This window comes from Anaerococcus tetradius, from assembly GCF_947087635.1.
GTDB lineage: Bacteria > Bacillota > Clostridia > Tissierellales > Peptoniphilaceae > Anaerococcus > Anaerococcus tetradius.
In genome coordinates this window covers 103,648-125,315 of the sequence record NZ_CAMUDP010000003.1, presented here as the reverse complement: position 1 = coordinate 125,315, position 21,668 = coordinate 103,648, and the positions used below count along the sequence as shown (strand labels likewise).

At 31.8% G+C, this 21,668-nt stretch carries 14 protein-coding genes and 1 pseudogene; 3 read left to right on the top strand and 12 right to left on the bottom strand.

Annotated features, from left to right (window positions below):
- From P6936_RS01895 to P6936_RS01885, 3 genes and pseudogenes are all read right to left on the bottom strand, one after another.
- Window positions 1–737: pseudogene (locus P6936_RS01895) on the bottom strand (KilA-N domain-containing protein); the annotation flags it as partial.
- Window positions 738–796: 59 nt separating this feature from the next.
- Entirely contained in the window at window positions 797–1,594 is a 798-nt protein-coding gene (locus P6936_RS01890; protein WP_276880685.1) for a hypothetical protein, read from the bottom strand.
- A 74-nt stretch (window positions 1,595–1,668) separates the two neighbouring features.
- On the bottom strand, window positions 1,669–2,067 hold the full coding sequence (locus tag P6936_RS01885; RefSeq protein ID WP_276880684.1) for a VRR-NUC domain-containing protein: 399 nt from the start codon (window positions 2,065–2,067) through the stop codon (window positions 1,669–1,671).
- A 209-nt stretch (window positions 2,068–2,276) separates the two neighbouring features.
- Here P6936_RS01885 and P6936_RS01880 point away from each other — a divergent pair, with 209 nt between their 5' ends.
- On the top strand, window positions 2,277–3,311 hold the full coding sequence (locus P6936_RS01880; RefSeq protein WP_276880683.1) for a hypothetical protein: 1,035 nt from the start codon (window positions 2,277–2,279) through the stop codon (window positions 3,309–3,311).
- 1,177 nt (window positions 3,312–4,488) lie between these two features.
- Here the strand turns inward: P6936_RS01880 and mgtA are convergent.
- The 6 genes from mgtA to P6936_RS01850 form a co-directional block, all read right to left on the bottom strand.
- Entirely contained in the window at window positions 4,489–7,029 is a 2,541-nt protein-coding gene (mgtA, locus tag P6936_RS01875; protein WP_276880682.1) for a magnesium-translocating P-type ATPase, read from the bottom strand.
- Window positions 7,030–7,367: 338 nt separating this feature from the next.
- Entirely contained in the window at window positions 7,368–7,964 is a 597-nt protein-coding gene (locus tag P6936_RS01870) for a sortase (protein ID WP_276880681.1), read from the bottom strand.
- Window positions 7,957–11,040, bottom strand: a complete 3,084-nt coding sequence (locus P6936_RS01865) for a DUF7604 domain-containing protein (RefSeq protein ID WP_276880680.1) — start codon at window positions 11,038–11,040, stop codon at window positions 7,957–7,959. The genes P6936_RS01870 and P6936_RS01865 overlap by 8 nt, the downstream gene beginning before the upstream one ends.
- The gene (locus P6936_RS01860; RefSeq protein ID WP_276880679.1) at window positions 11,037–12,089 is read right to left on the bottom strand and encodes a Cna B-type domain-containing protein; all 1,053 of its coding nucleotides are present in this window, start codon (window positions 12,087–12,089) and stop codon (window positions 11,037–11,039) included. The genes P6936_RS01865 and P6936_RS01860 overlap by 4 nt, the downstream gene beginning before the upstream one ends.
- 34 nt (window positions 12,090–12,123) lie before the next feature.
- On the bottom strand, window positions 12,124–12,963 hold the full coding sequence (locus tag P6936_RS01855) for a class C sortase (protein WP_276880678.1): 840 nt from the start codon (window positions 12,961–12,963) through the stop codon (window positions 12,124–12,126).
- Between the two features lie 38 nt (window positions 12,964–13,001).
- A complete protein-coding gene (locus tag P6936_RS01850; RefSeq protein ID WP_276880677.1) occupies window positions 13,002–14,462 on the bottom strand; it encodes a SpaH/EbpB family LPXTG-anchored major pilin in 1,461 nt (486 codons plus the stop codon).
- A gap of 314 nt (window positions 14,463–14,776) precedes the next feature.
- On the opposite strand from P6936_RS01850, the gene P6936_RS01845 reads away from it, so the two are divergent.
- Both P6936_RS01845 and P6936_RS01840 read left to right on the top strand, forming a co-directional pair.
- Complete coding sequence (locus P6936_RS01845) at window positions 14,777–15,148, top strand: hypothetical protein (protein ID WP_276880676.1); 372 nt, start codon at window positions 14,777–14,779, stop codon at window positions 15,146–15,148.
- 8 nt (window positions 15,149–15,156) lie between these two features.
- Window positions 15,157–16,320, top strand: a complete 1,164-nt coding sequence (locus P6936_RS01840; RefSeq protein ID WP_276880675.1) for a hypothetical protein — start codon at window positions 15,157–15,159, stop codon at window positions 16,318–16,320.
- Between the two features lie 969 nt (window positions 16,321–17,289).
- Here the strand turns inward: P6936_RS01840 and P6936_RS01835 are convergent.
- The 3 genes from P6936_RS01835 to P6936_RS01825 form a co-directional block, all read right to left on the bottom strand.
- Window positions 17,290–18,480, bottom strand: a complete 1,191-nt coding sequence (locus P6936_RS01835; protein WP_276880674.1) for an AAA family ATPase — start codon at window positions 18,478–18,480, stop codon at window positions 17,290–17,292.
- A gap of 122 nt (window positions 18,481–18,602) precedes the next feature.
- On the bottom strand, window positions 18,603–19,265 hold the full coding sequence (locus P6936_RS01830; protein WP_276880673.1) for a hypothetical protein: 663 nt from the start codon (window positions 19,263–19,265) through the stop codon (window positions 18,603–18,605).
- A gap of 116 nt (window positions 19,266–19,381) precedes the next feature.
- The gene (locus tag P6936_RS01825; RefSeq protein WP_276880672.1) at window positions 19,382–21,592 is read right to left on the bottom strand and encodes an isopeptide-forming domain-containing fimbrial protein; all 2,211 of its coding nucleotides are present in this window, start codon (window positions 21,590–21,592) and stop codon (window positions 19,382–19,384) included.
- Between the last annotated feature and the right edge of the window lie 76 nt (window positions 21,593–21,668).

Sequence of the window (21,668 nt, the reverse complement as noted above, 5' to 3'; positions counted from 1 at the left end):
TCCATACCTTTACCGATAAGAACTGCATTATAGCTTTCCATATTCGCAAGCACCAGCAACTCATTTAGACTTGCATAGTCTCTCATATTACCCTTTAAGTCAAGATTTTCTTCACGCCACTATTTAGCTCTTTTATTAAATAAAGCAACATTTAGCATATCTGCTTCACTTGCATACTTATAGGATAGTTGTTCGTTGGTAAGATCCTTTAAGAGATACTCTTTGATTGCATCCGTATGGATTTTGTAGTTGATTTTTGAAATTTCTCTATTCAGATTCCATCCCAGTGACAATCTTGAATTTTCATCTGATTTAAGTCTCTTATAATCTTGAATAATGTAAAGCTTAAATTCTGGTGAAATCCATGAAGCAAATTCCATTGCTATATCACTATGAGCAAATGTGCCTCCATATCGTCCTGACTTAGAAACAATGCCTATCGCATTTGTCTTTTCAATCCATTTTTGTGGTGATAGTGTGAATGCATTACTACCTGCTTCATTTCTAAACCTATCGAATTCGATAGGTTTAAAATCAGGATTATGCATTGATTCCCATAAACCTAAAAATTGAATATTATCTTTGCTTCTCAACCAGTTATTAATAACTATAAATGGTTCATCACTTTTATATCTAGCAATATCCGTTAGACTTATATAGTCGTTTTTAAAGTCTTCAGTATAAATTTGAATAGCAAAACCTTTTGCTTCAATCGTCTCTTTTTTCGCCTTAGACATACGAGTTCCTCCTTTATGCTGGTGTACTGTTTACAACATTTATTATCGTAATAACTGCTCTAAACAGCACACCAACGATTCATTTTTTTGATTTTAAACTTTGGTAGAAGCTCTAAAACCCTTGTATCTACTTGACTATTTGCCTGTGTCATTATTATGACACGAAACCCAGTTGCAAAATCCCATACATAAGAATCTTTATCGACTCTAGCTAGTTTTACAAGTAAGTTTGCAACATAAGATGGTGTAAGGACAACATCATTTAACTTATCTTGTGTAAAACCTAACCATGAATACATTTCATTAAATAATTTGCCTGTAAAGTCTGTTGTTAAGCCAATTTTATAATAAATTCCTAGATCATCAACTATTTTACAAAATATTCTTTTTAGCTGACTTTCTCCATTTTTCGGTTTATTTATATTTTCAGATAATAATGTATTTTTTAATGTTCTAACAATGAGGTTTTGCTTTCTTTCTGGAAGATTTTTATTTTTAAGAAATGCTTCTATTTTCCTAACAATTATTTCCCCGTCAGTATTTCCATCTTCTGTAGATGATTCTAAATCTGACTTTTCTAGTGGTCTTACCTTGCCCGGAATCCCTAGTGTTGCCATAATAGATGCTGAAACCAAGTAAACTCTGTCATTTTCACTTAAACCTTTTTCTTCTTTATAGATGTCATTGTTAAGCTTAGTTAAAGATGTTTCGATTTCTTTCTCTCTTTTTTCTCTTAGCTTTTCTAATTCTTCATTTGAAAGTGAAAGTTCATTTACTTTTTTGATAAAGTGATTAAAGTTATCTTTTCTAAGAAAAGATAAATCTGTATATTTGTCAACCTCTTGACCAATACCCAAGTTGTCTTTAGAAACGTAGTAAACGCCTATAGAGTAATCAATTGATCCATCTTTTTTTCTATATCCTGTTACACCTATGATATTACATCAGTATAAGATGTATAATGTAAAATGGCATTTGCATAATGTACAGCTCCATTAACAGCATAGGAATTAATATTTTTATAATTTGGTGTATTTTTAGTAGTTGTATTATCTACATTTCCATCTTTATTTAGTTTAACTAATTTATCCTTATATCCCTTATATTCAATTAAAATAGGGTAATAGTTTAAGGCTTCATCTTGTAATAACAATTTAGCATCAGGTCTATTTCCACCAGTTCCACCACTTTTAGAAGCATATTCATTTAATGCCTTATCAATTTCCTCATTCAAGCTTTCTTGTTCTAATTTATAATCTAATCCATAATCTCTTAGCCATCCATTGACTAAATCTGCAATATTTGGTTCTATTGATTGTACTTTTGCCATTTATACCTCTCCAATTGTTATATGTTTGCTTTCTAATATTGTAACACACTTTCAATGTGATTACAGATAATGGTTTCTTATGTTATTAAAAACTATAATAATTTAAGGCTTTACATATATAGTTTTTGTAGTAACATTATTTATAATAACACTATATATAGTATTATTAACAACTTGTATACTATATGTAGTGATTTTATGGAGGTTGTATGATAGGTGATATTTTTAATAGCTTTGTAGCAAACAATAATTCTAATAAGAATGAGCTAAATATGATATTCGATAATTACCAAGGACTAAAAAAAATTAAAGTATGTTCAATTAATAAATTTACTGATAATTGTTCAAAAGAAATTATAAAAGCTCATTCCATTTCTAAGTCAAAAGTATTAAAAAATATTTCATCAGATATAAAGGGGAAGCAAATATTAGGTTATTTCAAAAAAACAAATCCTCTGAACTTAATTCCACTATTCCATAGGATTCGAGAAAAATATATTGATATTAATACTGCTCTAACCTTCACTGGGCTTTGTAAATTTCATGATAATATTCTTTTCGAAACCATAGATAATAATCCATTCGACTTTAACAATCCACAAATTTTTTTCGAATATACTTTAAGAAATTGCATCTACAGTTATTATAATAGATTATCTAATGAAAAAGGTATAGATGAATCTCTAAAGTTCTTAGATTCAAAACTATTTAATTTTTCAACAGTTGAAAATCCATATGCAAAAGCAATTGTTTCAGAAAAAAATATTATATTCAGGGATCTAGAAAAACTTTGCAATAATTTATACTCTAAAGATAATTATAATAATATTCTATATAAACTTATCCCATATCATGGAAACATAAACATAGCAGGTTGCCTTAATATTGTTGATAAAGGTGAGGCATTCTATATAACCATGCTTCCTGGAATTGAAAATAGTTATATAATTATATCAGCTATCAAAGGAAATAATATTTTACAAATAAATAGATTTTTCCAACTAATACGCTCAATGGATATTAGTAAATTTGAAATTTTATTGTCAGAAATATTATTACAAGCTACAAAGATAAACAGCTATGTTTTTAATTATAAAAAGTTTCAATCTTTACATATATCTGCTAAAAACAAAATATATGATTTGCTAGATTATGAAAATATGGATAAAATTTATGACAATAATATCAGATATGAAAAACTAGGTGAAGTTCCAAACTTTATACGATTAATGTTAGATACTTAGTAGAGATAAAAGTATAAATAAGCTGTATAAAATTTTTATATGGAAACTTTCTGATAAGATTAATAACTAATCTGGAGTAATATTTATTCTAGGGAAAATGCTAGAACAAAGTAGAAGAAAATTGTGGTAAAGAGTACCCAATGTGTGTAAGCTTTTTGAGAAACAACTTGAAATAAATATCAACATATTTCTAATAACCTAAGGAATAATAAACAACTTTATACAACAAATGACATGAAAAACTTCAATAGACAACTAAGAAAAGTTACTAAAATCAAGACCATATTCCCAAATAATTATTCTCTATAAAAGTTTGTATCTAGAGATGGTAGATGAATCAACCTATAGGATACGTTGCTGGGATAAAATTTTATCCCAATTATCAATATTTTTTTACGGAGCTTTTAATTAAGTTAAAAAATTATATTATAGAATGAGCTGTAAATTTTCATGAAATTTTGATAGTTTATTAAAGTTGTGTAAAATTAAGTAAAGCTCCATTCCTATGTGAATGGACATTCATTGATACATAAAAAATGTATCAACCCTTACCCATTTATCAGGATTTAGGTTGATACACAAAATTATTTACCGGCCCTATAGATTAATATTCGAATTTTCATTAGGATATATCCTAATGAAATTTTAAAGTCTTATAATTTCTTCGTTTAGATCTTATAAGCAATTCGTTCTTTTAAGTCTAATATTAATTAAAAGCTTAACTAATTATGTTAAATCATCTTCATATAATATGTATTTTTTAGAACTGTCGTATCGTATTTTCAAAATTAAACGCCACGAACCGACCTTACCCTGGTGTCAATTGCAAGTATCATTTCTAAAGAATAATAGGAAACTTTATTTTCTTGAGTTTTTCCTGAATTGCACCATGTTGAGTGGTTGTCAACTTATAGTTTACAACCACTTTTTCGTCTAATTCTAAACCTTCAAAAATATTTTTATGTGCTTGCTAATATTTTACTTTATTGTTTGAAATGATCTTCCACATTCCTTTTGAACTGTCAACTTTAAGTTTATAGTTGAATTTTCTATCTAACAGTTTCAAGTATGATTTTTGCCTTACCTTCGTTGCTATTGTAAATAATTATTTCATCATACCAAAAAAACCGCAAGTTTTATCTTACGGTCTTATTATGTTTGTATTTAGTTTTGTAGCCTAGTTAGAAGTCTTTCTAGAGAAGGAGTTGTGTTTGTAGAATCTTTTCTTCATGATTTCTGCTACTAGGGCGTAGACTAGGGATATGGAAAGCATGGAGATTAGAACCTTGATAGGTAGGGCGATTAAGCCTAGGTAGGTGTTTAGTGGGCTGTATATTATTGCAAGTAGGGATATGCTTACAGCTAGTATGGATAGGATTAGTTTTTTGCTAGCCTTACTTTTTATTACTGGTCTTGCAGTTCTTACTATTAGCATTACAACCATAGCTGAGATTACTGATTCTAACATCCAAGCAGTTTGGAAGAGTTTTTCATCCGCCCTAAAAATAATCATCATGACGAAGAATGTTACATAGTCAAATACGGAAGATGTTATTCCGAATACTATCATGAATTTTTTGATGAATTTCATGTCCCATTTTACTGGACTTTTTAGCCAAGCTCCGTCTACAGAGTCTGATGCGATTTGCAAGGAAGGGAAGTCAGTAAGTAGGTTGGTTAGTAGGATTTGTTTTGGTAAGAGGGGCAAGAATTTTAGAAATAGACTTGCCCCCGCCATTGAAAACATGTTTCCAAAGTTTGCACTAGTCGCAACGAATATATATTTCAAGGTGTTAATAAAGGTTCTTCTGCCTTCTATTATTCCTGATAATAAGACCTTGAGGCTATTTTGTAAGAGGACAATTGCGGCAGCATCTTTTGCAGTGTCAGCTGCCGTATCGACTGAAATTCCTACATCAGCTTGTTTTATGGCGGCTGCGTCATTTATGCCATCTCCCATATAGCCCACTATCTCGCCTGCTTCTTTGTAGGCTCTGATTATTTTTTCCTTCTGGTTTGGACTTATTTCGGCGAAAATATCAATGTCTAGAACTTTTTTGTTTAGTTGGCTTAGTGAATATGAACTTAAATCTTCACCAAGCAAGATTTTGTCAGGGTCAAGTCCTATTTCCCTTCCAATGTGTTTGGCTATTTCTTGGTTGTCGCCAGTTATCATTTTTAGACAGACTCCTAGCTTATCCATTTTTTCGATTACATCTTTGACATCTTCCTTTAATGGATCCATAAATAGCAGGAAGCCCTTAAATATCATGCCACTTGCCTTCTCTTTTTCAAAGTCGGTATCATCGTTTAATTCCTTGTAGGAAAGGGCGAGGACTCTGTAGGCCCTGCTTGAAAACTTGTTAAATAAATCAAATATTTGCCCTCTTATTTCATCAATATTTCCAAGCGAACCATCTTCCTTTTCGTAAGAATCACATATATCGACAACGCTCGCAAAGGCGCCTTTTGTAAGCATAAGATTTTTATTTGCTAAGTCAGAGCCAGTCTTCACTATTACACTTAAAAGTTTATTTTCAAAAGAATAGGGAATTTCATAAAGTTTCTTGTAGGAAGAAAAGTCTTCCTTCTTTAAACTTAGGATTGCTTCATCAATAGGATTTGCGTAGCCTTCTTGAAAATATGAATTTATGGCAGCAAATTTATACAAGCTATCAGATTTTTCTCCCCTAAAATCTAAACAATAATCAAGCTTGACCTTTCCCTGGGTGATTGTCCCTGTCTTATCTGAACACATGATTGTCATAGAACCGAAGTTTTCTATAGCATTTAATTTCTTTACTATTACCCCTTCCTGAGACATTCTCTTAGCCCCTTGGGATAAATTCACACTTATTATAGCTGGCAACATTTGTGGAGTTAAGCCAACAGATAAAGCCAAGGCAAAAATAAATGAATCCAAAAAGGATTTATTTAGGATAATATTAAATATAAATATCAAGCCGATTAAAATACTTGTAACTCGTAAAATTAGGTTGCCAAAATCCTTGATTCCCTTTTCGAAATCTGTATCAGAATCCTTTTGGCTAAGTGATGAAGTTATCTTGCCAAACTCAGAATCCTTTGCCAAATTAACTATAAGAGCCTTAGCTGAGCCACTAATAACATAAGTCCCCATCCAAAGAGAATTTTTCCTTTGAGAAAGAGCAGTCTTTGCAGGAATTTTTCCGACTAGCTTTTCAACAGGGAAGGTCTCCCCAGTTAGGCTTGACTCATCGGTCGTAAGAGCATTAGCCTCTAGAATAAGGCAATCAGCAGGTATCATATCTCCTGTCTTTACACTAATAACATCACCAATTGTCAAATCTGCATTGTCCATTTCTCGAAAAGTGCCATCCCTTAAAACATTAGAAGTAACACTAACCGAAGAAAGGAGTTTCTTTACAGCATCCTTGGCCTTGCTTTCGTGAAGATAGCTCAAAAATGAAGAAATAAAAATAATAATCAAAATAATTATCCCATCAGAATAATCCTTCAAAAATATAGATAAGACTGCTGCAAATATAAGAATCATGGTTATGGGACTCTTAAATTGAGACAAAAAAATCATAAAATTAGAAGAAGATTTCTTTTCCTCAAAAACATTTTTGCCATAACTATCAATCCTATCCAAAGCTTCTTGGCTGGACAAACCAGCCTCACTAGAATTTAACTCTTTTAAAATATAATCTTTATCATATGACCAAAAATCTTTCATCATCGCCTCCTAGTTCTTTCAATATATATCAAGAAGCAATAAAAAGCAATAAAAAAGTCAAAACTCCTAGAAATTATGGAAATTCAAAAAAAGATCCTCAAGTCGTTTCGCTCCTCACTGTCATTTCGAACGAACGAAGTCAGGAGAAATCTCACTAGTAAATCTAAGAGCCTAGTAACAAAAAGACGTCAAAAATCCCCCAAAAGCAGGATTGATAAGCAATTATTAGACAATCAAAAATGGATGCCCCCATCAAAAAGATGAGTCAGCATCCACTAGCGAGTATTATTTTGTCCAGATTTATTCAAGCCTTGCCTTAATTTAGAAAATTATTCACCCTATTTTTTAATCTTATTTTGAATTTTGCAGCGTACGAGGACTCTAGATTTTCCACCTAGGGTGCAAGTAAATAAGCTTAGGTCCCAATCTCCTGCCACAAGGTCATTTATTTGATCCGGCCTAATAATTTCTACATCTTCTACCTCATAGATGAAGTGATTATCATTCATATCTACAAATTCAACCTTATCTCCTTTATCAAGTCTATGAAGATATCCAAAGTGAGCATCATAGTTATGGGCAAGGATTATCATATTATTTTCATATACACTTCCCCTGTACCTTGCTGGAGATATCCTTATTAAGGGATATGACCAATCACTAAGAATGGGCAAGTCCAGGGAAAATTTTTCAATTTTGAGATAACCTATATAGTCTAAGCCATTGATTTGCCTGGTTGGCATCTCCATTTTCGGATTTTCTATATAATTATTTTGTGGACTAGGTTTTTTTCCAACTTTTTCTTTAAGTTCTGTTACTATCTTTTGCGTCCTCACTTTCGCCTCATGGTCTTCTCTAAGATTATGGGCCAGACAGAGAAAGGCCAAGAGGATGCAAGCTCCTCCAAAATAAAAATATATATTCTTTCTAAGCATTTCTTTTTTTCCTGATTAGAGCAAAGCCTGCTCCTAGAAAGACTATTCCGCCTACTGCTTTTATTATCTTAGTTCCCTTGCCACCTGTTGTTGGAAGTTCACGACTTGGTGGGGCTTTTACTTGGACAACTGGATGAGGGAAGGATTTTTCTCCTCCCTTATAGTAAACTACAGAATTCTTATTGGCAGAAAATCCTGCCTTGCCCGAACTTGTATCATTTCCCTTGTAGTCTGTATCCATATCTCCTTTTGCGTCATAACCATTCTTTTGGTAGTCCTCTTGGGCTTTCTGGTTAGTTTTGATATTATAAGAAAGAACATATTTTGTATTTCCTTCTAATTTATAATTAGGATTAAAGGTCAAAACAACTTTTTTATTAGACTCGTCATAGACCAAGCTATTGATACGTCTATTAGAACCATCTCCATTTTGCAAAGTTTCATGACCATCTTCCCAAAGAATTGTTTCTTCCCCTGTAACTTTATTGACTTTAACAACTTTAAAGTCTGCCTTATCGGCTAAAAGCTCAACTCTATCACTTAAGGTATTTTCTATCCTTACCTCTGTTACAGCAGCCTCAATAGCATATTTTAATTTAGAGACTAGCTCTCCTGTATTGCTTTTAACTCCAATATAAGCTCCTTTTCCCTTGTTTGCCATGTATTTGAGAACTTCTGGACTTTTTGATTCTAAAAGATTCTCTTCATCTATATCTTCGGATACCCCCACAGCGTGGGTGATTAGATTTGGATGTCTACTATAAAAGCCATCCAAAAATTCTTCAGTATAAAATTTTGAGTTACTAACAGTGGTCGAACTGTTACGACCATCCTCACGACGGTTACCATCACTGTCAATCCAAAAAGTTGGGACCCCATCGCTAATAAAAATCATAACTTGCCTTCTACCTTTTTGTTCTTCAGATTTTCTTAACAATTCTTCTGCCATCATAAGACCCGCTTGGTAGTTTGTCCCCATATATCTAGCCTTAAAATCGAAATCTATATTCCTATCAAAGCTATGGGACCAATTTTTAATAATTTGCGCATCTTCATGGTAAGTATATCCATCTTCTCTTTTTGTATTTTCATTTCCTGCGTATCCTTCGAAATATAGGAAGGCAACCCTATTTTGATCATTTTGCTTCAAGAAATTTTCAACTAAGTCAGTATTATTTATCATCCCAATCATGGCATCCTTACGACTAATAGCTTCACCATTCCAGCTCATGTCTTTTGTTCCCATACTGGAAGAGCCATCTAATACAAATAACAAATCTACTGCTTCTTGCTTTTTGACTCTTGTACCTTCAACATCAAGATACAATCTATAAATATCTTCTAGTTGATTTTTATACTTTTTATCTCCTTGAATATCCGTATCCTGATTTTTAACATTATCACCGAGATAATCAATTTGCTCATGGACTGTAATTTTTGGTTTTAGCGTGTCATCTTCTTCTGGTTCATCTGGTATTTCTGGTTCATCTGGTACTTCTGGTTCATTGTGCTCTTTGGTATTTGTGATATAGTATATATCCGACTCATATTCGTGATGATTGTGGGTTGATTTTTCAATAGTACTCGTATAGCCTGGGACCTTGACCTCAGAGATACTATAGGTAAAATTGTGGATTCCTTCTATTTCAAAATCGTCTGGAATATCATTAGGAAAAGCACTTCCTGCATCTTCTTTTAAGTAACTCTTATGTTTCTTATAGTCTTTTTTGATGATACTCTTTTGCGAATATTCGTCTGGAATATCCTTAAATCTTCCTTTCCAATCACTGGATTCAGAAAGTTCAATAGAATCTGTGTAGAGATTTTTTATTTCTATATCCCTTGTTTTTTCTCGCCCCCTATGATTATAATATCTAATCCTAACTGTATAATTCTTAAAAAGCTTCACCTTTATAGGGTCATGCTCCTCATTGCCGCCTTTCCATGATTTAATTACTTCTATATCCTTGTAATAATAATCATGGTGACTGGAATGAGATTTAAGAACTCTCGCTGATCTAAGAAAACTGGACCTAGCCACATTTTCTTTTTTTGTATCTTTGGCGGGAACATCATCCTTATATGCTATAGCTTCAAGCGACCTAGCCTCTGGCTTATCTTTTTTACAAAATAAAGCAAAGTTGTCTTCTTCAGACGTGTTTTTAACAGCAAGCCTTAGTAAGGGCACCTCATTTTCTTCATTATCTTTTTTGATTTTGATAAGTAGTCTTATTTTTTTATTTTCTGGATTTTTATTTGTTAATGTTAAGTGTCTTAGCTTTTCGTCTTCATCAAAGCTTTCATCTTTTATTGTAAGGCCCTTATCTTCAAGGGAATATGAGCCCTTAATCCTCCTTAATTCTTCTAGGAGGCTTTGAATTTCTTCTATATTATCTTCTTTTTCATTTTCTCCAAGATAAATTTCTAATCTATTAAGGATATCTTGTATCCTATTGATTTCTTCTTCTGTAAATAAGTTTTTAACTACTTCTAGCTTTTCATTAGCATATAAATTTATCTCATCAATTCTTTTATCATCCCTCGCCTCTAAAACTAAGTCTTGATATCCCTTGTATTTTTCATTTTTTTTAGCTACTAAATTTGTGTACTCGTTTTCATCCTTAACTTTAATAATTTTTAGCTTCTTATCCTCGCCCTGATCTTCTGATTCAGATGTTTTCTCTTCATCATCCTCTTTTTCAATCAAATTATAGGCTTTATTAGCAAGGATAGCTTTATACTTGTCTATGAGCTTCAAATCTTCTTTGGACAAAGACGCTTTTTCTGTATCTTCTAGATTTTCATTAGAAGGATTATCCTCATTTTCACTTTCTCCATTATAAATATTAGGGTCACTTTGATTAGAATCTAGTTGATTTGATGCCAAGAGCAAGTTATTGTTCAAATAATTCTTCCTTAATAGACTTTTGCTTACACATTTTTTTATACTAGCATGATTATAGGCTTTGGGAAAGACACTTTCATTACAAGCTTTTGCCAGTGCGAATGGAGAATTAGAAACTAGAATTACTAACGCCAAAAATATACTAAAAATTTTTGATATTCTTTTTTTCATTCCTTAGTTCTCCTTCCTTTTTCTTTGATATATCCTATTACAATACTAATAATCCCCATAGCTGATAGAAAATATACTGGCCTCCATTCTTGTCCAGTTTGTGGTAGCATAGGCGGCTTTTTAAAAGCTACTTCTTGAGGAGTTGGATCTGGTTTTGGTGGAGTAGCTGGTTCTTTAGGAGTAGCTGGTTCTTTAGGAGTAGCTGGTTCCTTAGGAGTAGCTGGTTCCTTAGGAGTAGTTGGTAGATAAATATTTGTGATAACGAAGCTATTTTCGTAATTCTTAACTTTGACTTCGTATTTTTTTCTATTAAAATTTTTCTCAACCACTGTCCAAGAGATGCTAGAATCGAGGTTCTTCCAAACATAAGTCCAATTATTGTCCTTGTTTAGTCTTACACTCTCTTTTGATTTTCCATTGCCCAATAGTTCCACTTCTATAAAGCTTGGCCTTTCGTTTTCATAACCATCATCATCCCAAACCTTCAAGACATCTATGTCTATGGTCTTTTTGGTGCGAGTTTCTTTGGTAAGTTTAGGATATGCCCTTGATTTATCTAAATATATGCCTGTTTCTGTATCCTTTTCAGGAAGTAAAACAATAAAGGGATTACTCATATACTTGTCGGATCCTGTAAATAAATCCTCTCCAACAATAAGATATAGACCCTTGTTTAATCTCACATTCAATAAGCCCTTATCGTCGGTTTTTCCCTTACAAAACGCTTTAATCTTGTCTTTTTTTACATAGCCTTTTAGGGTATTAGCATATTCATTCCACTGACTTTTCTTAACTTTATCATAATTTATGGGGTATTTACTAAAGTCTTCACACAAGCTGATATTGTTATTTTTATCAATATTTCCTATTTTATATATGCTAAATTCAGCATCTTTTATGCCATAACTTCCATCAGTATAAGAAATTGTAAAATCTATTTGTTCTGGAGAATTAATATTATTACTTGCGTAAATATTTTGAAAATTAGAAATAAAGCTAAATAGCAATACAAAAAGACAAACTAGCTTGCTTTTATTTAGTTTATTCATTTATTCCTCCTCCATTTCATAAGTATGCTTATCGCTATTTTTCTTTTAAGCTTTTCTCTTTTCTAAGATCTATGAAGTCTTTTATCATAGAAAGGATGATTATAATAATCAAAGCAAATATTGAAACTAGTTTTATAATAGTTAGGAACATATTTTTCTTAACTTCTTCTTTTGCCTCTTTTCCCTTTGAGCTTTGTGGTGGATAGATTCTCTCTCCCCTAACTAGTAGCCTATGAGTATTAATTCCATAAGGCGTACATGTGAACAAAGTTACATAATCTTTTCCTTCAAAAACCTTTAGGGGTTCTACATTTTTAGGCAGAACCGTTTCTTTATTGATTACCTGATAATATAAATCTTCACCAAGAACTGACACTACAAATTGATCTCCGACTTCTATCTTGTGCAAATCTGTAAAAAGTTTTGCACTTGGCAAACCACAATGAGTTGACAAGGCAGCATGACTTGACGCTCCACCGATAGGCAAGGATGTTCCAGGCAAGTGGCCCACCCCCTTTTGGATAACTCCTTCATTTACCCCATGATAGATGGGAAGATAGACACCGATTTTTTCGATTTTAAGGTAACCCATCATCCCATCCTTAAATGGATTCAAATTTTCTTTGTAATTTTTAACTAGATTCGGATAATAAATAGCATCTTTTTCCTCAAAAATCTTTCTATTGTATAGACTAGCTTCATCCTTGATTTTTTTAATATCAATATTGGCAAATTCGTCTAAAGACTTTTCGTAATTTATAATCCCCCTGCTTTGGGTAAAATCATTTACATAATCACTTACATTGGGGTAGAAGAAAATAACGAAACCTATTACAAGTAATATTTTTAGAAAAATAGCTTTCTTTTTCTCCATAATCAATCTATGGGAAGGATCTTAATTCCTCCTCACCATTACCTTTCTTGTAATTTTATTTTTCCTCTAATTAGGCTAAAGCCTGCATAAAGAATAACTAGTCCACCAACCAAGGCGAATAACTTAGTTCCTGCTCCACCCACTTTAGGTAGTTGGGTACCTGAACTATTCTCTACATCAGAAGTTGCTTCCATAGTTACTGTGTCTGCTCCATTAGTGCCATCTTTCAAGACAACTTCTTTTTCTTCTGTAAGTAGGTTGTATCCGTCTGGTGCCTTTGTTTCTTTTAGCTTATAAGTTCCAGCCTTTATTCCTGTAAATTCGAGTTCACCATTCTTATCTGATGTTAAAACTGTTGCGTCTTTTTCTTGGTCAACCCAAGTAACCTTCTTTTGATTATTGGAATCATCTAATTTGTAGAATTTTCCTTCAGAGTTTTTAAGAACAAATTGTGCACCCTCAAGTTTTTTCTCCTTATCGCCTTTTGCATACTTCAAAACTTTGATTTTTCCTGAATATATTTTTACCTTTTCATCTGGAGTCTTTTCTATTTTGTTTTCATCTTTAGGGTCGTTTGAAAACTCGACATGGGCCTTGTTTTCTTCACCTTGATTTCCAAGAACAAAGTCTTTATTTACTCTTGTATCATAAGTAAGCTTTATTTCTTGACCAACTATAGCAGAATTATTTTTTACAAGCTCTAATATATTGAATGTAACACTTAAATCTTGACCATTTACAGCCTTTGTTATATTTGCTGTATTATCAGTATCTCCAATGGTAACTTTGATGCTATCTTTATCAATAGTTAATCCCTTAGGAAGGCTATCTTTTAGAACATATTCATACTTCTTATAGCCAGTTGGATCTGGAACTTTTCCTGTAATTGTGAAGCTTACCTTCTCGCCATAATCTGCAGATTTTGTTTTTGCTTCCTTTTTGATTGTTGGATAAATTCCCTTTACCTTAACTTCGCCATTAGGTATTGTAGATGTTAAAGAAACTATGGAACTTTGACCCTGGCTAGCTTCAGATGCTCCTTCAGGATGAACTAAATAATATCCAAGCTCTAAGCCTGTAAATGTTAATGTATCACCGGTTGCTTTTTGAACAGCTTGTCTAGTTTTATCAGCTATTTCACCCATGGCTGTTTTTGCAAAGTCAGCTACATTATCCTCAGTTATATTGATATACTTAACTTCCCCATCCACTACAATAGGATTAAGGTTTTTACCTGTATTATTTTGATCAACTATATAGGCTTTACCCTTTCCTGTAGTGAAAAAATCTTTCCAATCATCTGCTATCGTATAAGATACATTGTCATCTTTGTAAGTTAAGTCAAATATCTTATAAATTCCATAAGTCTTATCTTTAGTTGTTCCATTTACAGTTATCGAACCATTGCCTGCTGCGAAAGCGTTATTTATTCCCATACTTGTCAACAAAAGAACAAGGGCAAGTAGCATTTGAAATATTTTTTGAATCCTATTTTTCATATATCCTCCTTAAATAAAATAATTTCTATATTAATCTTCTTAACACATTTCATTTCTTAATAGCCTTAACTCGTATTGCCATTAACACATATCTTCTTCATAACTTCCTCCTAATTGATAAGTTAGAAAATTAATTATCTATGTTCTGTATTATAAAACATTTGAGAAATCCAGTCATTTTTTTATATATTTTTCTTTTTTACCATAAAAAGTTAGTTTTTTAATTGCTTTTTTAGTCAAATTATGTGATAATGATTATGTGTTTCATTCGATAGTGATTATGTATATCACATATTAGTTTTTGGAGTTATATTATGTTAGTAAATGGACAAGATAAAAAAATGATGAATCTGATGACTCACTTATATAGGTATAACAATGAGTGGCTAAACATTAGAAGTCTTATGCATTATTTAGGGGTTTCCAGAAAAACATTATATTCCTACCTAAACAGCTTAGAGCTCATATTCCAAGATCTAGTAGACTTTAATTATTGCGGATCAATGATAAAGTCAAGCTTCGATTCTAAATTTGGGCTTTTAACAATGCAGAGAACTTTTCTAAGCAAGTCTTTAATTGTAAATATATTAAAACTTACATTTTTCCAAAAAGATATTAATAAACTAGACCTTGCCATAGACCTTAACGTAAGCGAAACTTCGTTTACAATAGTGTCAAATTTTTAAATGACTCTTTGGAAGGTGTCTATAATCTCGACTATTCTTACTCAAGCCTACAATTTGTCGGTCAAGAAGAAGAAATAAGAAAATTCTTTATTAATTTCTTTATAGAAACAAACCCCTACCCTAATGAACGGATTTTTAATGACTTATTAGATGAGGAGTCTGTAAAAATTATAGTCCGTAATTTAGCACCATATATCCATGGCAAGATATATTACGCTCATTTTGAATACATTAAAATAGGCTTAGCTGTATCAATCATAAGACTAAGACAAGGATATAAGTTAGAAACAGACGAAAAAAACGCCATACTACTAAAAATAGTTAAAGATCTTTCTAAAAATAAAGATATAAGTAATTTTATTGAAAAGGAATTCCCTCACTCAGAAGACAAAGTAGAAGATATTTTGTACCAAATCTTAACCTACTTCTTTTACAATGACTTCTTATTCTTTATAGAAAAACCAGAAGTAATTCTAGATAATTCCTATGATTCGAATAAACTCTATGAATTTTATGACAAAAGCATAACTTATTTAATTAACAAGTATAAGCTAACTATAAGGGACAAAAAAGAGCTATATAGGTTGATATTCACCTACTTTAAATTCAAGATATCTAACATTGATGGAGTTGACTTCTTTGTAGACCATTCAGAATACTTTTTAAATTATGTAAAATTTTTCAATGTAGACTTCCACAAAGACTTAAATCGAATATTAAAAGAATACTTGGATATGCTTCATCCAAAGTTTAAGTATAAATTAAGGGACTTGGTCTATACAACCTACACCCTTCGGCCTGACCTAATACCCCAACTCATTAAAACATCAATGAAACCTAAGGCTTTAATCATTAGCCACGACGACCATTATTATACAAAATCCCTAGAAAATATAGTTAATCTATGGTTTGGAAATGTAATGGATGTGGACACCTTAGATGAATGTGAAATTGATTTCAAAAAAATAAAAAACTCAAACTATGACCTTGTAATAGCAGATTTTATAATAAAAGATGATATAGGTGATAAAATTATCTTTACCTTTGAGCAAATGCCTCTGATAAATGAAATTGCAGAGCTCGTCTTAAAAGTATCTCAAAAAAATATAGAAAAAGTCCTAAAAAAATATCCCGAAGAATTTGACCAATTTAGGATAATATTGGGCTATTAAAATCATACGATATGAGACTGTGTAAAATTTTGTGTATAGAAACCTCCTGATTAGGGTAAGTAAAAACTAATCAGGAGGAATTTTTATGCCAGAAAAAGATCAGAAACAAAACAAGCAAATATTGGCTCTTAGTATTAAATAAGCTAAAAGAAAAAGGAGTATAAGATATACTAATAATATCAACAGACAACCTACCTTTTTTGTATAATTCTATACAGTTCTTTTTAAATTCATATCTATATTTCATAAAAATACCCTCCTTACTGCTTTGTCCAGTAAAGAAGGTACATATCAATATCAGGATTTAGGTTGATACACAAAATTATTTACAGACCCGATTAATACTATAATACGTTTTTTAGCAACAAATAAACAATTTTCATAATGAATTTTCAATCTTTCTTTAACGCCATTATCTTTTAGCTTGCCTAAATAAAGATAACAGCACTAATCTAGCATCAAATCATAAATACCTAGTTCATCTTTATGCCCTGACTTTTTTATAGAGTCAATAAGTTTTTCAATATCATCCAAATAATTGATAGTATACTCATAATTTTTACGGTAATTCTTATTATGCGATTTGTAAAATTCACTAGCCTTAACAATAGATTTCTTTTTTTCAAACTCCTTATATAAGTTATCATAGTGGATAAAAACTAATTCGATTTCATGACTAGTATAGAAGTTAAATACTTGTTATCTATTGTAGGGTTTCTTTATGCATAAATTCTCATTTACAGAATCTAATATTCTAAATATTATTAATTCTTTATCATAATCAAATTGCAAGAATTCTCTCGTTAACTCATCTCCGCTCATCCTTAAATGAACTTTTCCCCTACCAAGGCTTCTCTGCTAAACTTTAACTTCTTATTATCTAACAAAATATCGATTATTGCCCACTCTGTTTTACCTTCGCATAAACATAAAATATAACAATTATTAAAATCAACTTCAATAAGCTTCTTAATTTTGTTCATTAATGACCTCGTTTTTAATGTAATTCTTGAAAGTCATAACACTCTTGTAGCTTGGCGAAGTTCCCTTTATATAATTAGACAATATAATATCACTCTTTTTAATGTCATTTCTTTTCACATATTCGCTCAACAAATTAAGTTTAGCCCTATTACTTTCATTCCTAGTAAGAAGATATATATTATCTAACCTCTCCATAAAATCCATTAATTCTGGATAGTGGGTAGAAAAAATAATAGTCGCACCCTTCTTATTAATAAGTGGATCTTTAAATAAATCAATAAAAGTCTTAACCAATTGCTTGTTAAAGTGGTTTTCCAATTCATCAATAATTAAATATCCCCCTGTTTTCAATACATCAAGCGACATATCAACAAGACTATTGCCCTTGATAGTACCAGAAGAAATAATCTCACCCCAGGCATTCCTATTACTAGATGAATAAAAACCCTTCGAATTTTTGAATTTTAATACAACATTACTATCAACATCATTATTCTCATGCCTAATATAGTCAATATTGCTATCAAATAAATTCAAAACCTCTGAACTTACACTAGAATCTACACTCAAAAGATTCAGGTTGACATTATCAATCATTTGTCTAAGTGGCAAATTCACACTTTTTGTTATAAGGGTAACTATACTATCATCACTTTTTAATAATTGGGTTGTAGTATCATCTAGATTATTCCTTACAGAATCTGCATTAATCTCATCCAGTCTTTGCTCAATAAAAGCTTTCAAATTGACCTTGGATTTAATATTTGACTTATTGATACTCCTCAAAAATTCATTTCTATAAACAAACTCAGGATGATTTTGATTTAATCTTTTTTCTATAAAACATGACAACTTGTGATAATTTTCCTTATAATAAAAAACAACGTCAAACTCAAAATCATTACTAGAAGCTAAAATCAAATTATTCGTCTCATTCAAACTCTTATTATTAATCACAATCCCTAAGATAAAATCAAGAATCTTGAGTAAAGATGTTTTTCCAACAGCATTCAACCCAACCATGGAAATAATAGAATTAGTATTTATACTCCCAGCAATATTATAGGTTCCAGTATTTTCTACAACCCTATCGTTAGTAAAAAAGTCAAAATTGACTTCGCCATCAAAAATATTAATATTTCTAAACTTGATATTTAAAATCTTGATGATCTCCATATGCCACCTCCTAAAACTATTATACCATAAAAATTAGCTTTAAACGTATTTTGCGTTTAAAGCTAATATAGAATTTATGACGATATTCACTTAACTTAGGATATGCTAGACCAATCAGCTCCCTACTTATCCTTATAGTTTTTCTTGTCAAAATTATCTATATAAGTCTTGACTCTCCTTGGTAGGTCTGACCATTCTTCCTTGCTATATTTGATATACTCCTTCATTAAATCCTTGTTATCAGCTACTTCTATCTTATCGGCATTTACTCCTGGTCCATCTGTTTTAACTAGGGGAACTCTTATATGTGGTTTTTGTTCAGTCTTTGGGGGATGGGCTTTTCTGTAAGATATAGCAATATCTAAATCACTATCTAGCTTTTCACATTCCTCTTTAATCTTATCTTGCAAAGAATCACAATTTTTATTTTCTTCATTCAGATACAATTCTGCTGAATTCTTGATAGCCTTATTTCTAGACTTATAATATTTTAGAGTCTCGAGGCTTCCTAGTTCAGCTTTGTTATCCAAATCAACCTCTGCCTGCATATTTTGTAGGCTTAACACATCCTCTTCCAGATGCTCTAGATCAGTCTTATATTTTTCAACTAGCAAAGAATTTATACTAGAAAACTGAGACGTCTTTACTGTCTCATAAGCTATTATTACAGATACAATGGATACGACAATAGGCGTAAATTTTTTTAGTAATTTATAAAATTTTTTAAATCCTTTGTGAAGCCTTTTCTTAAATACCGATTTCTTATTATTCGATTTATTTGTCATAATATTTTCTCCAATTAACATACTAAACCTCAAGGCTTAAAATAAAAGAGGCAAGCTGCCCCTTTTATTCCTATTATCCTACTGTATATACTGACATGTAAGATTCTTTTTAATTATTAGGCTTCTCTAGCCTCAGATCTTTTGTAAGCTACGAATGCGAATGCCATGATTGCAACACCAGCTACGATAAAGATTAGAGATCCGATACCACCTGTTTGTGGAATTGATACTTTCTTGTTGACGATTTTTTGTGCATTATCAGCTTGATTATCATCATCTATACCGAAGTCTATATCTTTTAAGTCTTGTTCACCATTTTTACCTATTGTAAATCCAAATTCAAGTGTTGCTTTATCAGCATCTACATAGTCTTTTGGTGCTTTTACTTCGACTAAAGTATATTTTCCAGGTTTTAGACCTGCAATTTCAAATTGACCAAGTTCATTTGATGTTAGTTTTAGTACACCTGCATCGTTTTTCTTCTTAGCTGTGAAGCCGTCCATGTTTTGTAGAGTTGCATTCCATGCAGCATCTCTTGCTTTTTCAAGCTTTTCTACATTTGCTTTTTCTTCAGGTGTTGGAGTTTCGCCTTTTTTAACTTTTGCATTGTATGCTTTAACTGCATCAACGAATGCTTCTTGTGCTTTTTCATATTCTGTACGTGTAGCTTTGGTACCTTCTACTAGGAAATTACCATCTTCATTTTTAACTACAAATTCTGCACCTGGAAGTCTTTCGCCTTCAACGTTTGTTTTAACGAATTTTGCACCATAAGTTACAACTTTTGGTTCTGAAGGGTTAAGTGGTTTTGGGTTGTTTGTTAGGTAGTTTGTAATTTTTGTTGTACCTTTACCATTTACTGCATATTCTGCTTCCCAACCTGTTAAAGTTTGTTCTTTTCCTTTTTCGTCTGTATATGTTACAGATGTTTCTACTACTTTGTATTCTCTATTTTTATCTAGATATTTCCATGTAGCTTCACCTTTTGTTTCACCTTCTGTGTATCCAATTTCTTGTTCATTTACAAATGTGTAATCTTTTGGTGCACCTACTAGGTCTTTTGCTTCAACATCTTTACCTGTTTGAGCATCTACTAATTTAAATTTAGCCTTTTCGTTCTTAGCCCATTTACCATCAGCCCATGTTTTGGTCACTTTTAAATTGCCATTATCATCTGGTTTGTTTGGTTTTGGTGTATTACCGTGTCCTGGGTTGTTACCATAGTGGAAGGTAATGTCGTTTGATTCTGGAACTTTTACTACTGACTTATCATTTACTTTTGCAGTGTATTTAAGTGTTAGAGTTTGTTTTTGCGCTTTGTTGTTTAGTTTTTCTAAACCTGCTTTTTCAAAATTTAGTACAAAGCCATCATCAGTTTGTGTTAAGGTATAGTCAGTATTTTCAGTTAAAGCTACTGTATCTGTTCCTTTTTTAAGTTCGATTGTTAGGTCTTTGTTATATGTTAGACCTTCTGTCATCTTATCGTCCCATTTTGCTGTTGCCCATTTTGTTTGAGCTGGGATTTCTGTAACTACCTTATAAGGAACTGATTGACCTACGCTCTTAACAGCAGTTGGTTTTTCTGATTTTTCATTTTCTAAATTAATTTCTAAAGATTTATCTTTTGTATCAGTTGTTAAGTCATCTTTAGTGATACCATTTACATCACCATTTTTAGCAGTGTCAAAGTTTTTATCGATTTTTGGTTTATCTTCAGTGTTCTTTGGATAAACGTGAGCAGCTGTTACAACACCTTTAGCATTTACTAATGGTAGTGTGATTTCAACTGGAACTGCTAACTTATCTGTAAGAACTTTACCATCTGCACTCTTGTATGAAGATAGGCTGTGGATTTCCACGATTTTATAAGTTGTTGGTTTGCTTTGATCTAGTTTAGATGTATCAAATTTATAACCATCAGCTGCTGTTGTTTCTCCACCTAAAACTTGATCCGCAAATCCTTTAGTTGTAGGATCTTGAATTCCAGCCACTGATGTTCCGTCTTTAGCGACGTATTTCCATTGTCCATCGACTTGTTTTTGCAAAGCAAAGAAAACACCACCGATTTCTGTTGCTTCATCAGTATATAAGCCTTTAATATCTTTTTCTTGATCACCATCAATATATTTGTCTGAACCTACATACTTATCCTTTAAAGCATTTTGAATATCTTCCAAGGTTTTGCCTTCTTTTGCAAGCAATTTGTGAACTGTAACAGACTTTGTTATTTCGTCTGTCCCAGCAGCTTTTGCACTTGTAAACGGTGCTACTAGGATTCCTAGGACCATTGCTAGTGCTGTGAAAATTGAAAATAATTTATTTTTCATATTCTCTCTCCTTTACTTATTTTTCAATTTTGTTGATATAACCTACGTACTAGGCTCCCCTCTTGTCCACCTATCA